Source organism: Methylohalobius crimeensis 10Ki (genome assembly GCF_000421465.1).
In the GTDB taxonomy this organism is placed as follows: domain Bacteria; phylum Pseudomonadota; class Gammaproteobacteria; order Methylococcales; family Methylothermaceae; genus Methylohalobius; species Methylohalobius crimeensis.
The window spans coordinates 330,589-343,984 of sequence record NZ_ATXB01000002.1; the positions used below are offsets into that span (position 1 = coordinate 330,589).

Annotated in this window: 12 protein-coding genes; 7 read left to right on the forward strand and 5 right to left on the reverse strand. The window is 59.9% G+C overall.

What is annotated here, in order from left to right; translation table 11 throughout:
• Nucleotides 1-75: 75 nt before the first annotated feature.
• The 5 genes from H035_RS0115265 to H035_RS20150 form a co-directional block, all read right to left on the reverse strand.
• Nucleotides 76-897, reverse strand: coding sequence for a family 1 encapsulin nanocompartment shell protein (locus tag H035_RS0115265; protein WP_022949829.1), 822 nt, complete (start codon nucleotides 895-897; stop codon nucleotides 76-78).
• Nucleotides 894-1,277, reverse strand: coding sequence for an encapsulin-associated ferritin-like protein (locus H035_RS0115270; protein WP_022949830.1), 384 nt, complete (start codon nucleotides 1,275-1,277; stop codon nucleotides 894-896). Before H035_RS0115270 ends, H035_RS0115265 begins: the two co-directional genes overlap by 4 nt.
• Before the next feature lie 79 nt (nucleotides 1,278-1,356).
• Nucleotides 1,357-2,118, reverse strand: a complete 762-nt coding sequence (locus H035_RS20145; protein WP_022949831.1) for a hypothetical protein — start codon at nucleotides 2,116-2,118, stop codon at nucleotides 1,357-1,359.
• 273 nt (nucleotides 2,119-2,391) lie between these two features.
• Nucleotides 2,392-2,784 carry a cupin domain-containing protein gene (locus tag H035_RS0115280; RefSeq protein ID WP_022949832.1) on the reverse strand — a complete coding sequence of 131 codons (393 nt, stop codon included), beginning with the start codon at nucleotides 2,782-2,784 and terminating at the stop codon, nucleotides 2,392-2,394.
• A gap of 96 nt (nucleotides 2,785-2,880) precedes the next feature.
• Nucleotides 2,881-4,908 carry a tetratricopeptide repeat protein gene (locus H035_RS20150; RefSeq protein ID WP_022949833.1) on the reverse strand — a complete coding sequence of 676 codons (2,028 nt, stop codon included), beginning with the start codon at nucleotides 4,906-4,908 and terminating at the stop codon, nucleotides 2,881-2,883.
• 375 nt (nucleotides 4,909-5,283) lie between these two features.
• Between H035_RS20150 and H035_RS0115290 the strand changes: the two genes are divergently transcribed.
• From H035_RS0115290 to H035_RS0115320, 7 genes are all read left to right on the forward strand, one after another.
• Nucleotides 5,284-5,850: a Uma2 family endonuclease gene (locus tag H035_RS0115290; RefSeq protein WP_022949834.1), complete on the forward strand. Its 567-nt coding sequence runs from the start codon at nucleotides 5,284-5,286 to the stop codon at nucleotides 5,848-5,850.
• Between the two features lie 893 nt (nucleotides 5,851-6,743).
• A complete protein-coding gene (locus tag H035_RS0115295; protein WP_022949835.1) occupies nucleotides 6,744-7,604 on the forward strand; it encodes a hypothetical protein in 861 nt (286 codons plus the stop codon).
• A gap of 70 nt (nucleotides 7,605-7,674) precedes the next feature.
• Nucleotides 7,675-8,493, forward strand: coding sequence for a hypothetical protein (locus H035_RS0115300; protein WP_022949836.1), 819 nt, complete (start codon nucleotides 7,675-7,677; stop codon nucleotides 8,491-8,493).
• Nucleotides 8,481-9,392: a prepilin-type N-terminal cleavage/methylation domain-containing protein gene (locus H035_RS0115305; protein ID WP_022949837.1), complete on the forward strand. Its 912-nt coding sequence runs from the start codon at nucleotides 8,481-8,483 to the stop codon at nucleotides 9,390-9,392. The genes H035_RS0115300 and H035_RS0115305 overlap by 13 nt, the downstream gene beginning before the upstream one ends.
• Nucleotides 9,393-9,547: 155 nt before the next feature.
• On the forward strand, nucleotides 9,548-10,972 hold the full coding sequence (locus tag H035_RS0115310) for a hypothetical protein (protein ID WP_022949838.1): 1,425 nt from the start codon (nucleotides 9,548-9,550) through the stop codon (nucleotides 10,970-10,972).
• On the forward strand, nucleotides 10,956-11,573 hold the full coding sequence (locus H035_RS0115315; RefSeq protein WP_152486083.1) for a hypothetical protein: 618 nt from the start codon (nucleotides 10,956-10,958) through the stop codon (nucleotides 11,571-11,573). Before H035_RS0115310 ends, H035_RS0115315 begins: the two co-directional genes overlap by 17 nt.
• A gap of 2 nt (nucleotides 11,574-11,575) precedes the next feature.
• Nucleotides 11,576-13,396 carry an ATPase, T2SS/T4P/T4SS family gene (locus H035_RS0115320; protein ID WP_051149892.1) on the forward strand — a complete coding sequence of 607 codons (1,821 nt, stop codon included), beginning with the start codon at nucleotides 11,576-11,578 and terminating at the stop codon, nucleotides 13,394-13,396.

The following is a 13,396-nucleotide window of genomic DNA, read 5'->3' on the forward strand; positions in this document are numbered from 1 at the left end:
GCTTGCCGATATTCGCAGGTAGAGCCGGAGAGGGCGCTCCGGCTCTCACTATGAACGCTTGTATTCACTCAATGTCTACACACTCTGGGCGGACGGATATTCCAGCGGCACCGCCGCCTCCGGTGTCAACACTCGGAAGGTGAAGCTTTCCTGGAGATAGAACTCCACCGCGGTCGCCGAATGACCGAGGTATCCGATCGACAGATCCCGACCCACCGTCAGTTCGAAATCGCCGCCCCGGAGACTGACCACCACCGCCCCGTCGATGGCGGGCGCCCGGATCACCGGACCGTCCAGCAGTCTCTGGACGTGTTGGATCACCGGAAACCCGCCCGCCGTGGCGGTCCGGGTGAGGCCGGTATAACATTTCGGCCCCAGGGCGATCGCATAAGGGCCGTCCACTCCGGCGTTACGCAATTTTTCCAGCGCATCGGCGACCACACCGGGATAATGCTCGTAATCCTCGCTGATCGTGAGCGCCTGGTCCGCCGCCGCTTCGCAGATACCTTCGATGCGGGCGTCGGGATAACCGTGGAACACCGCCCGGTCTTCCGCGATCGCCATCGCCCAAGCCGCTTCCTTCACCGGCGCCAGATCGGCATCCTTCGCTCCCCGGGCGATGGTGTCCAATTCATTCCGCCCCAACTGGAAAGGCGCGCGAAACTCCACCAGCGGCTGCACCTGCCGCAAGCCCGCTTCGACGCCGTGATACGGTCTGCCGGTCAAGACTTCGACCCGCCCCAGACCGATGGCGGAAGTGTGCCACCCGGAAGGTCCCTCGAAGTCCACGACCTTGCGTCCCGCGAGGATCAGTTTCAGCGTGGCGGTCGCTTCATGGTCGATCGCTTCCCACGCCTCGGAAACGATCGGGGCAAATTCGCGTCGCAGGTCGTTCATCGTGCGCTCTCCTGTTTGAGACTTCCGATCCCGAGCGATCCATCGCCTTCCGAGGTTCCGGAACCCTCCTCCTCCATCCCGCTTGCCTCAAGCTCGGTGATCGCCCCCTGTTTGAACAAATAGGATTGCAGTTGGCGGTCGAAATCCGGATCCCGGCGGCGCAGCCACTCCAGGATCATGCAGGCATGCTCCTTCTCTTCGTCCCGGTTATGCGCGAGAATGGCGCGCAGCGCTTCGTCGTCGGTGGCATCGACCCGCTGATCGTACCAATCGACCGCTTCCAACTCCTCCATCAAGGAGACGATCGCCCGGTGCCGATCGATGGTCTCCGGTTTCAATCGATCCGTCTCCTCATGAAATCCCGCACTGGCTGCACCCATGGTCACATCTCCCGCTTCTATCGTGGTGGTCGAAATAAAAATCGGAGGCTTCCTTGAATCGCTTGGCCGACGTCCCCTTTCATTCCGCGACGACAATGAATGCGCCCTTATCCAAGCCGGTATTGCCGTTGCTTGCTTGGTAGGCATAGACGAGGACCTCATAGGTCCCCGGCGCGTCCACTTCAAACGATCCGGCAAACCGGCTCGCCTCGCCCGCATAGCTCAATGCGGTCTGCCCGAAAGGCTCGCCGTTTCGGCTGATCAAGGCGACGATCTCGAATTCATCGGCATCCCACAGCCCCCCGGGGATGATGGGACAACCGCACATCATCGTCACCTTGGCTTTGATTTCGATGGTCCGGGGCACGCCCGCCAACTCCCCGGGGACGGACGGAGCCAGCAGGTCGACGATCAGGCCCGGCATCTCCAGAAGCCAACCGTGGCCGCCCGTCAAATGTTTCCCGGGAACGACCCACTGAACGGCTGAAACGCGGTTCGCCCCTTGCGGATGCGCCAAGGGACCGAAGGCGGCCACCTCGATCAGGCGGGGTTCATCCAGATCGAGGGTGGCGGAAAACTTGGCCGCGTCGGGGGTGGACAGCGCACTTCCCGGCACGCGGTCCCGCCGCATGATGCGATCGGTATCGCCGGTCCCCCCTTGGGTGACTCCCTGCGCCAAGAGCTCGCCGGTATTCAGGTCGGTGACCGTGATCCGCGCCCCGCCCATACCGGTGCCGATGAACTTGGCCCCCTTGCTGATGACGCGAACATCGATGTGCGTCGGTTCACCCCGGCCGGGTTCCGCAAAGCTCAATAACGCCGCGGCGGCAATAAAGGTCATCCACATCCAGCAGGTGCGAACCGATCCGCACTGCCCGCCGAGGCTCCATCGAAACTTCCTTTTCGTCTCCTCTCGGAGCGCTTCAGTGATGCCGGTCGGCATCCAAAAATTGGCACGATTACTAGTACCCATATTCGGCGGCCCTCCTTCGTCAATCGTCCCTCCGGCGAATATTCCCGGTCGGAGCCAGAATAGACCAATAACCGGTCCGTTTCAATTTCCTGTCGGGACAGCCGCATAAAGGGCGGACAAGGTAGGCGTATCGTTTGCGGTCTAAACGCCGTTTGAAGAAAGCTCCGTCTTCTTCGCCCGGTTTGGAAAAGAAACTTCCAGAACGAGACAGCCTTGGTCGGTTCGAAACGGCCCATGCACCTCGCCGGGTGGTCTGCTCGCGTAATGCCCGGCTTCCAGCCACCTCTCGAAGGCTTGATCGTAAAGGCGGCCGCTCACGATAAAAATTTCTTCGGGATAGGCGTGGCTTTTGCCGCCGAAGGAGGTGGTATCCGCGCCCGGAAAGAAACGCGTCAAACGGGTATATTCTCCCGTTTCCTCATCGATGCTCAGGGTCAATTCCTCGGCCATGCCTTCGAGACCCGCGATCGGCTGCCATTTATCCCGGTTCTCCGAACGCAAGGGATTCCAGTATGTAGCAGTGGTTTTGGCCATTTCCGCAAGCCTCCATTTTCGACGGCTCTTTCCATCCAATTTTGACCGGTATTGCATTATGCACCGATCGGCCATGGAATTCACCGGCCGTATCGATCATGGACGCTCCTGCACCCCTTGGGCAATACGCTCCAGCATGGCCTGCTCGATGAATTGGCGCGCCCCCGCCATCCGATCGTCGGGATCGAGGCGGGCGGCTTCCTCCAGCTCGCGGGCGGCGCCGTCGGCGTCTCCGGTTAAAAAAAGCCCTTGGGCGTAATTGAGACGATAGGCCGGATCGTCGGGCTCGAGTGCTACTTGGCGACGGGTCAAACGGAGCGCGGCCGCGTATTGCCGATGCCGGAAGGCGTATTGAATCCCCAGAACGAGGAGCTCGACGCGCCATTTACGCGCCAGCTTGGGATTGCTCAAAAGGGCCTCGGTGGGACGCAGCAAAACCTCGGGAGGCAGCTTCCAGCGCCCTTTTTCCTCGTCCTTGAACAGGCGGCTGAGGGTATAAATCACATTGGCCGCCACCGGCCCTTCCCGCATGTGCGCGCACAATTCGTCCACCAGGGCCGAGTCCACCGGCTTGCGGTCGAGCGCGTCGAGCGTCAACAGGCCGAACCGCCCCACCAGATAGTAGTCGTCGTGGCGATTGGCCTGTTTGTAGAAGGTCCGGGCCAATTCCCGTAATTCGCGCGCCTGCTTGGAGTCGCGCCCGTAGCGCTCGGCGGTCTCGATCAGCACCCGCCCCATGGTGAAATTGGCCCGCACCGACTCCGGATGGTGAGTCACCTCGGCCATCGCCAAGCGGCGCTGATCCGACCAAGCGGCCGAGCGCGCCCAGGTGCCCCCCGCCGCGAGCGCCGCGAATCCGACAACCGCGAGAACCCGCGCCGCGAGCAGCGGCTCGCCGCCGACCGGAGCGCCGCGCAAGCGCGTCAATACCCTTCCGAAGCGCGGATGGAGCAAGTAATAAAACAGCGCCAGAAGCACTCCGTAGCCGGGCACATAGTTGCGGTGTTCATGGACGATTTCCAGCGGAAAAATGGTCGATTCCATGGCATGTCCGCCGAGAAAAAACAAAACCCCGAAGGCGAACATCGGCGCCCGCCGATGCAGGGCGACCGCCACCGCAGCCACCAAGCCCCATTCCAAGATGGCGAACAGCGTCATGGGCGGGTCCAGCAACCCGTGGGATAGAGGAATGTCGTCGTGGAACAGGCCCATGTCGCGAATGTCGGGCACCAACAGAAAATGCACGTACCACCACAAAATCCGAGGCTCGGTCAAAACCCGCTCGGTCAGAGTGAAGGTCCGCGAACCGTACCCGCTCGCCAGCTGGTCGAGATGCAAGCCCAGGTAGTACACCGCGCCTCCCAGCGCCGGCACCACCGCCCAAGCCAGATTCAGCCCCACCGCCGTCCGGCGCAGCATCGGCGTCGCCGCTTGGAAGCGGAAAAACAACCATTCGATCAGGAAAGCGAACCCCCCGATCAAAAGCCCGTTTTCCTTGGACAGGGCCGCCAACGCCCCCAAACCGCCGATGCCGGCGAGAATCCAGGCCAGCCCCAGCCGGGGACGGGGCGGTTGCCGCAGCCACAGCCGGCGCCCGAGCATATACAGAATCAAGCCCGTGAAGGTGAACAGGGCCGCCAGGCTGGTCATCCGCTGCACCGTGTAGGTCACCGACGTCAGATTCAGGGGATGCAGCAGCCACACCGCGCTCACCGCCGCCGCGATCCAGCCCGCCCGCCGGGGTCCGACGGGTATTCCCCGGATCTCCCGCAACACCCCGAGAAGCAGCACCGTCAGACCGTATACCAGCGCGCCGTTGAAGAGGTGGATCAGGACGTTGGTGAATTTGAACCAGTAGGGGTCCATGCCGGCGGCGATCACGTTGAGCCCGAAGCTCAGCATGCTGACCGGCCGCTTCAAGGGACCGGCATCCCCGGAAAACGCCACCGCGCTCAACGAATCCCAAGTGGGCTTGGCGTGTTTCAGCGCTTCGTTGAGAGCCAGGTTGGGCTGGTCGTCGAACAAAAAGCCACCGACCAATCCCGGCAGATAGGTCCAGAAAGCGAGAAACGCGGCGGCCAGAACCGTCAGAATCGGCAGGCAGCGGAAAAAATGATCGCGCATGTTCATTCCCTAAAATTGCATTGCAAAGAACCGTTAAATAGAATTTTTTCCGCAAATTCCGGACCAATAAAGACGCAACCCGGGAGTCTGTTTCAGAACACGATATACCGTCCAGGTTCACGCGGCATGACAGATATATCTAATTGAAATGAAAGATATCTTTTGATTCATACCCCCCTCACCCCAACCCTCTCCCGCCAGCGGGAGCTATTGCGACACCCCCGCCAACTTGGCATTCGCGATTACCCCGACCCTCGCACGCGTTTTGAAACTCCCAGAGCCCAGCCCGATTGCAAAGCTTTACAGACCACCTTCCTCTCGCCCATCCGCCAAAGTTGCTAAAATGGCTTGAACGGTTTCCATAGGAGGCGAGAAATGACGGCACTGGCGGCTCAATCCCTGCTCACCCCGGAGGAGTACCTGGCCTTCGAGGAAAGAAGCTTCGAGATCAAGCACGAATATCTGGCCGGCGAGATCTGGGCGATGGTCGGCGGCACCGACCGGCATAACACCGTCACCTTGAATTTGGCCGCCTTGCTGAAAAGTCATCTGCGCGGCACACCGTGCCGGACCTTCATGGCCGACATGAAACTCCGGATCGACGAGGCCGACGCCTTTTTCTACCCCGACGTGTTCGTGACCTGCGACCGGCAGGACCAACAGGAAAGGCTCTACAAGCGCCGCCCGCAGTTCATCGCCGAGGTGGTTTCCCCTTCCACGGAATATTTCGACCGGGGGCGAAAATTCCATATTTACCGCCAATCGCAGACCCTGAAGGAATACTGGCTCATCGACCCGAACGAAATGCGGGTGGACACCTACCGGCGACTGCCCGACGACGATTGGATTCTGCATACCTACGCCGCGGCCGAGGATGCCGTCCCCCTCCGCTGCCTGGAACTGGAACTGAAAATCGCCGATGTGTACGAAGACGTCGAATAACGCCTTCGGTCCCGCTCTTCGTTCCTCAAGCTTCCCGACACGGTCGGTGAAGGCGTATTCGCGGCGATGCCTTTGTCCATCGATGCGAGAACAGATTCTTAACCCCAAAAGCACCCTAATTCCCGCATATAAAGTGCGGTATATGCCGCACCCATTCCGAGGTCTCTACCTGAGGGGAAGTTCTGCGCCGATCGATCATGGGCGGGATAAGCGATGGCGGACTCAACCCTGCGCCCCCGCTCCGGAGTGACGGCGCTAGAAGCCGTTGATATTTAAAGTCCGTTTCAAAACTCGTGTAAGGGTTACGCTAATCGCGAATGCCATTATCCCCGTTGGCGAAAATGTCGCAATAGCTCCCTCTCCAACTGCAACTCCCAGTCGAAAACCCGGTGCCAATCCAGACGATTGCGGCATATGCCGCATTAGATGAGGGATATGCCGCAATTTTGAACCCGGTCACAGTTTCCAGAATCCGGTAAAGTCCTAGCCTACCTTGTTCTTTCAATTTGGCATGATGCCTGCAAGCAATACGGGGTCATTCATGGAATGACAAGGGAATGCCTCCAGGCAAAGTATAGTTGCTCCGGCGACTCCTGGAGAGAATCCGAAAGAGGGCAAGGATACATGGGGGGAAAAGCTATTGCGGAGAGGATCCTGCAGCGGCCTTAAAGCAACGCGAAGCAATCAAGGCGGATTGCAACGTTGTATTGTTGCTGCTTCGGAAAAGGCAGTGTAAGGCAGTCAAGGAGCGATTGGATTGCACCGGCAATCCCTGAGGGAATCCGGGGCCAAGGCAAGGACGCCCCGGAAAAGAAGCCGCGGCGGGGGGCAGCCCGACGCGGCCTTCCAATAACGCAAGGCAATTTTTTTTATCGTTATAAGGAGAATTAATAATGAACTATAGCATACACGCACTCAAGGCTCGCAAACGCCAACAAGGGTTGACCCTGCTCGAACTGACCGTGGTCCTGCTGGTCCTGATCGGTCTGTCCGGGCTGATCCTGCCGTATGCGCAGGGTTATCTGCAGCGGACGCACGATTCCACCGGTAACGACAACCTGTGGGAACTGAACAATGCGATCAATTTGTTTCAGTCGAAGTATTTGGAATATCCGGAAGAATTTCATTCGTTGGTTGATAGTAGCGGTGCCAAATATACTAAATTGATGAACACCAAATTAGTTGATGTGGTTGCCACTCCCGGCATGGCGAGAAACATGTCACTGGCCATGGCCGGCATTAATAATCTATGGACCATGAAAACCAGCCCCACGAGCGCCACCTTCGACGCCGTGAGCGCACTGGCACCGGTTACGACGACTAGTACGACCCCGTTGGCGGTAGTGACCGCGGCAGACCTCGATAGTAGCGGCACTATCGACGCCGATGAAACCCTCGCCCATCATCTGGCCCTTGCCTTCTACAACAACACGAAAATGCATGGTCGGTTCGATACCACCTGCTATGACTATGTGGTATTCGGTGTCGGTCCGGAAAGCGAAATGATTAACACGGTCATGTCCGACGCTCCCCTCCACTTCGCCAGCAGTGGCAACATGGGGCCGGAAAATGCCTACAATCGGTTCGTAACCGTCTTCCAAGTTGATAAGGACAACGCCACCTCTGGCTGCTCCACTTCTACTGAAAGGGCCAAGCTGGTAGGCTCGGCTATGCTGATGATGCCAAATCATCTATTTGGACTGGCCAATACCCAAGGTCATACCTGGGGTAATATTGCTAGTAAGAACAACTAATCGCGTTCTTGCATAAGCACGGGCGGGCGCTTCGGCGCCCGTCTTTTCGCTCGTCATCCGGGAAAAAGTCATGCCTCCGATGCGCCGAATTTCCCTTGGCTTCACCCTGTTGGAATTGACTGTGGTGCTGCTGGTGCTGCTCTCGCTTGCGGCCGTCGTGCTTCCCTATACCCAGGGAACCGTCAGCCAAGCCGCCTGCCAGGCGACCGACGCGACCATGGCGGCGGTTCGGGATGCGATCATGGGATCGGCGGCGGGACCGGGGTATTACAGCGATATCCGCAATCACCTTCCCTATTACCGAGATGGAAGCGGTAATGAGGATTGCCACGACGATACTGCAACAGGCGGCGACCCCCATTACCATTTGCATTTCCTGGTTAACGCTTCGACATTTGATAGCGCCAATCCAAAATCGCTTTGCCCGGGTTCGCTTGGGCAATTCAAGCCCCGCTTAGCCCTGGGTTGGCGCGGGCCGTATTTGCAAGGCGGCGGTGGGAAATTGGTTGATCCCACGAAACTCAACAGCAGCTTCAGCAAGGTTGCCAGCAACCCACCAACAAACGATCAATACGTTCATTTCGATCATACCGCCACTGGTAGCGCCTCTCACGAAAACGATTATTACGTTCTGGATCATTATCGTTGGCGCAATCCCATTGTGTTACAAGTGCCAGATGACAACGATTCTGACCCCAACGATTGCATCGCCATAGGTTACCCCAACGGCGACGGCAAAATGTGCGCCCGCCTGGTCTCGGCCGGCCCTGACGGCATACTAAATACCCAGATCATCGATGCCGACGCCTCGAAACGCGGCGACGACCGCGTGCTGTTCCTGCGCATTCCCGACCCTTATTCGGAAGGCAATCTGCCATGCGCGGATTGATCGCCTTTCGTCAACGCGGCCTGACTTTGCTCGAGCTGGTCGTTTCGCTGCTGGTGATGACGATCCTGACCACCGTCGCCATCCGCTCGGTGAGCGGGATTCAGGAGCAGACGAGGTTCGAGAAGACACGGCAGCAGGGCGAGGAATTCATAAAAGCGATGGTTGAGATAAACCAAAAGGCGATTCGGGGTTTCGTGGCCGATACAGGCACATTGCCAACCAATTTAAGGGCCCTCATAGATCGGGGCAGCTTGCCAAGCTATAACGTTCTCACATTTTCAAGCACTACCTGTCCAGCAGGCATAAACATGCATGGCGGCTGGGCGGGACCTTATATGCAGACTTCGGCAAACCCGGATGACCCGGACGCCCTGCGCGATGCGTGGGGTGGAAAAGAAGGCACACTTGGAAACACAACGAATTATGGATGGGGTGTGGTCAGCCCCACTTCACAACGGTTAGAAATCACCAGTTACGGTTGTGATCGAAAAATTGGCACATCCGCCTCTTTTGACTGCCCAAACCATTACCAGACGGATCAAACCTTCGCCGTGACGACTTATATGTGGCGAAGCAAAGAAATAGATAGCATCTCGGCACACCTGACCCTTGAAAACACAAACAAAATCCTCCGTATGTGTCTTTTTTATCGGAACGTGGCTACAGGACAGGTGGAATCTGTTTGGTCAAACATCGCCAGTATTCCAGGAAATGTCACTTTAGCAGGAACACCATCAACCGCTTCATTTAGCTTTTCCCCAACGACCACAATTCCAGCCGGACAAAACCAAATAGCGCTTTTTGAAGTAACGGCTACCGGTACAGCCCTTTATCAAAACAAACAACCCATCAAAGTCGACCTGTTACCCGGAAGTTATTTCCCCGTGGTTTTTTGGTAATAACCCTTTGTGATGAATGAAAAAACATAAAACCAATCCAAACCAAATTTAATGGATAACCCTCACCCCGACCCTCTCCCGAAGGGAGAGGGGGCAATCGGGGAAAAAGAAGAGTGGAAATATAACGATAACGACAAGGAACCACCCGCTTCCAAATGAACCTCAAGGAAAAAATCGCCCCCCTCCTCGCCCGGCTGCCGCAATCCGCCCGGCCCCGGCACACGCTGCTGTATATCACCGCCGAGCGCACCTATCGGGCGGACGCGGACGGGCACGGCAAGCTTTTGGGCGAAGTAGAGGAATACGACAAGGTTTGCGAAGGGGTCGATTACCTGCCCGAAACGGTGGAGTACGTCCTCGGGAAGCGTAAGCCGGCGCGGCGGGTGTGGCTGCTGTTCGACCGCCTGGAAAGCTATTCCCTGGCCCTGCCGACCGCGCAGGTGCACGGCATCGGCGCCGCCGCGCTGACCCAGGCCTTGTGTTTCGAACTGGAGGCGATCACCGGGGTGTCGGTGATCAACCGCCAGTTGGGCTATACCCTGTGCGCCTCCGACGACGAAATGCGCAACTATTGGATCAGCCTCATCCCGCAGCGCATTTACGACCGCCTCCAGACCGCCATCCGCGGCCTGCGCGCACGCCTGGGCGGAGTCCTGCATTCCGGCGGTCTACCCCGGCCGCTCACCGAAGGAGGCGAAGTGCCCTGGCTGCGCTTGGAATATTGGCCCGATTGCGCGATCGGCGTCCGCCTGCTCCATCCGGGCGAAGCGCCGGAAGTGTTGGTGGTTCCGCTGGAAGGCGCCGGCGGCTGGCAAGCGGAGGTGGAAGAGTGGGTGGCGGATCACGCCTCCGTTTCCCTGCGCGAACAGCTCACCGCCGGCCATACCTTGTCCCTCGGTTCGGAGGAGAACCAAACCGACCTCCGCTTCGACCGGCAGCAGGACTTGCAGTTGTGGCTTTCGGCCTGGGCCAGGGCGCTGGTGGAGGGGGAGGAACTGCATATCCCCCTGATCCAGGAAAGCCGCGGCATCGACCGGGAAATCGCCTACATGGTCGCGTCCGGCGCCCTCGCCCTGACCGTGGTCGCCGCCCACGCCGGTTGGCACACCTACCGCAAGTTGGACTACCAGGCCCGCACGGATGAGCTCAAGGGCCTGGAAAAGCAGATCAAGAGCCTGCGCGACGGGCTGAAATCCCGTCAAGATCGACTGGATGGCATCCAGCAAAACATGGCCAAGCTGGAACAGCATTTCGCCCATTTCCCCGAGCTGATGGAAAGGCTGCGCCGGCGGCCGGTGCGTCTGCTGGAAAATCTGGCGCGGCAGCGGCCGGAAGAATTGGTGCTGACCGCCATCGAACGCGGCGAATCCCGCTGGATCGTGCGCGGGGTGAGTTTGCGCTTCGACGCCCCCAATTTTTACGCCACCGCCCTGGAACCCCTGCTGGAAGCGGACGGTTGGCAGGTCGCGCCACCCACCAAGACCGACCTGGAGATGTTCGCCCAGGGCGGGCCGTGGCGATTCGATTTGGTGTTGACGGACTCGGGACTGGAGGGGTTGCGCGATGGCGATGACGGTTGAGGAACGCGAAAAACTCATCAAGCGCGTCCTCCCGGCGCTGGTGATCGGGGTGATTTACTTCACCTTCGCCAAGGGCTTCGTGGAAAAGGGCAGCGAGAAGGCCGAGGAGGAATGGCGCAATCTGGCCCGAAAAGGCATCAGCGCGGCCTCCATTCCCAACCTGCAACAACGCATGGGGATGCTCGACCGGCAACTGGCGGAGAAGCAGCAGAACCGCCGCGAGCTGGACGAAAAAGTGACCGTGGATTTGGGCAGCCTGGGCGGACGCGACGACGCCAACCGAATGATCGCGCGCCTGCAGGCCATTCTCGCCGAGCATGATTTGCAGGTGGTGGACGAAGGCAGGGACGACGGGGTCTTCGAGCGCGGCACCCGGGCGGTGACCGAACTCAAGCAAATTCTGTCGGCCCGGGAACTGACCGACAAGATTCATTTCCGCGCCTGGCGGGTAAGCTTCTACGGGCGCTACGTGGATGTGCATGCCGCCTTGCGCCGAATGGCCGACGACGCCCTGTTGCTGGTGCCGCTGGATTGGTCGATGCAAGAACCGGAAAACGAGAACGAAACCCGGATGCTTTGGACCTTGACCGTGTGGATCTGACCATGGCGATTTCGCGTAACGAATTCAACGCTGTTTCCCCGGCCGACAAGGATCAGCGCCGCGACGCCCGCGAGGCGGTCGGCGGCAGGGTCCTGGCGATTTTGTATCCGGCCGACGCCGAGGAAATCGAAGGGCGGGTGTGCGACCTCTCCGAGGGGGGCGCGGGGTTGCGGCTCACCGAATCGGTGTGGGAAGCGCTGAGCGACAACGCGCTGGTGACCGTCACCCTGGAGCTCGATTCGCGTCCCATCACCCGCCGCGCCCGGATTCGTTGGTTGAGGGAGGACGGAGACGCCGTGCGCCTGGGATTGGCGTTCGTCGATCCCACCGCCTTCGATCCCGAAACTCACCTGCTCGCACTGGACGACGTGCGCATCGATCCCGAATGCGTCCTCCAGATTCCCGCCACCTTGGCGATGCGCAAGCGGGTGCTGCCTTTCGTCCGCCTCGACGGCGTCGTTCACGTGGCCTGCGTCGATCCCGGCCAGCGCGCCACCCTGCGGGTGTTGGAGCGGATGACGAAAACGCCGGTATGCGCCTGGCGCACCGATCGAACGACGCTGGAACGGGCGGTGCGACAGGTGTTCGGCGACGGCCGCGATCGGGTCGGGCTCCTGGACGGCAGCCGCAGCCAAAACGCCCTCCAGGGGCTCGACGCCGACGCCGTGGATCTGAGCGACGAGATCCTCTACGCCGCCTATCTCAAGCAGGCTTCCGACGTCCACATCGATCCGGGCCGAAACGGCGTCCGGGTGCGTTTCCGGGTGGACGGCCATTTGGAAACCCACGCGGTCCTGCCGACCACTTCCCACGGTGAATTGGTGGGGCGGCTCAAAGTGATGGCGGGAATGGACATCGCCGAAAAGCGCGCTCCCCAGGACGGCAGCTTCTCCAAGCAATTCGTCAGCGGCGGCCGCACCATCGATGTCCGCGTCGCCACCCTGCCCACCAAGCACGGCGAACGCATGACCCTGCGGCTGTTGTTGGCCGTGCAGACCGGTAACCTCACCCTGGATAAACTGGGCTTCGCCGACGTTCACCTCCAGACCCTGGAAACCTTCCTGCGCCGCAGCCAGGGGATGCTGATTCTCACCGGCCCCACCGGGAGCGGCAAAACCACCACCCTGTATGCCGCGATGCGGATTCTGCTCAGGGAGCGCGACCTCAACATCATCACCGTGGAGGACCCGATCGAATACGAAATCGACGGGGTGGCCCAGTCGGAGGTGGATTCGGCCGACAAGGTGAGCTTCGCCAAGGCGCTGCGCAGCATCCTGCGCCACGACCCGGACGTGGTGATGATCGGCGAGATCCGCGACCGCGAAACCGCCGACGTGGCGATCAAGGCCTCCCTCACCGGCCATTTGGTGCTCTCCACCCTGCACACCAATGCCGCCGCCGCGACCTTGACCCGCCTCATCGACATGGGCGTGGAACCTTATTTGGTCGCAGCGAGTATGCGTCTGGCCATCGCCCAGCGTCTGGTGCGGTGGCTGTGCCGGCATTGCCGCATCCCCCGCCCCTTGACGAAACGCGAAGCGGTGGCGCTGAATCGGCCGGAGCTGGCCGGCAGCGAAGTGTACGAAGGCGCAGGCTGTATTTACTGCGGCGGAACCGGCTATCACGGCCGGCTGGGCGTCTATGAAATGTTGTCGATGAACGCCGAATGGGCGCGGGGCGTGGCCGAGGGTGCCGGGGAAGCGGAAGTGACCGCCTGGATGCGCGAGGCCCGGGTCCCGTTTTTGATGGACGACGTAATCGGCAAATTGCTGGCGGGGGAGACGGCGGTGAGCGAAGCCATGCAAATCGTGTCGTCTTGGTGA

Coding starts and splice junctions, on each gene's coding strand:
- H035_RS0115265 (WP_022949829.1), bottom strand. CDS start 897: ATGAACGACCTGCGACGCGAATTTGCCCCGATCGTTTCCGAGGCGTGG.
- H035_RS0115270 (WP_022949830.1), bottom strand. CDS start 1,277: ATGGGTGCAGCCAGTGCGGGATTTCATGAGGAGACGGATCGATTGAAA.
- H035_RS20145 (WP_022949831.1), bottom strand. CDS start 2,118: ATGACCTTTATTGCCGCCGCGGCGTTATTGAGCTTTGCGGAACCCGGC.
- H035_RS0115280 (WP_022949832.1), bottom strand. CDS start 2,784: ATGGCCAAAACCACTGCTACATACTGGAATCCCTTGCGTTCGGAGAAC.
- H035_RS20150 (WP_022949833.1), bottom strand. CDS start 4,908: ATGCGCGATCATTTTTTCCGCTGCCTGCCGATTCTGACGGTTCTGGCC.
- H035_RS0115290 (WP_022949834.1), top strand. CDS start 5,284: ATGACGGCACTGGCGGCTCAATCCCTGCTCACCCCGGAGGAGTACCTG.
- H035_RS0115295 (WP_022949835.1), top strand. CDS start 6,744: ATGAACTATAGCATACACGCACTCAAGGCTCGCAAACGCCAACAAGGG.
- H035_RS0115300 (WP_022949836.1), top strand. CDS start 7,675: ATGCCTCCGATGCGCCGAATTTCCCTTGGCTTCACCCTGTTGGAATTG.
- H035_RS0115305 (WP_022949837.1), top strand. CDS start 8,481: ATGCGCGGATTGATCGCCTTTCGTCAACGCGGCCTGACTTTGCTCGAG.
- H035_RS0115310 (WP_022949838.1), top strand. CDS start 9,548: ATGAACCTCAAGGAAAAAATCGCCCCCCTCCTCGCCCGGCTGCCGCAA.
- H035_RS0115315 (WP_152486083.1), top strand. CDS start 10,956: ATGGCGATGACGGTTGAGGAACGCGAAAAACTCATCAAGCGCGTCCTC.
- H035_RS0115320 (WP_051149892.1), top strand. CDS start 11,576: ATGGCGATTTCGCGTAACGAATTCAACGCTGTTTCCCCGGCCGACAAG.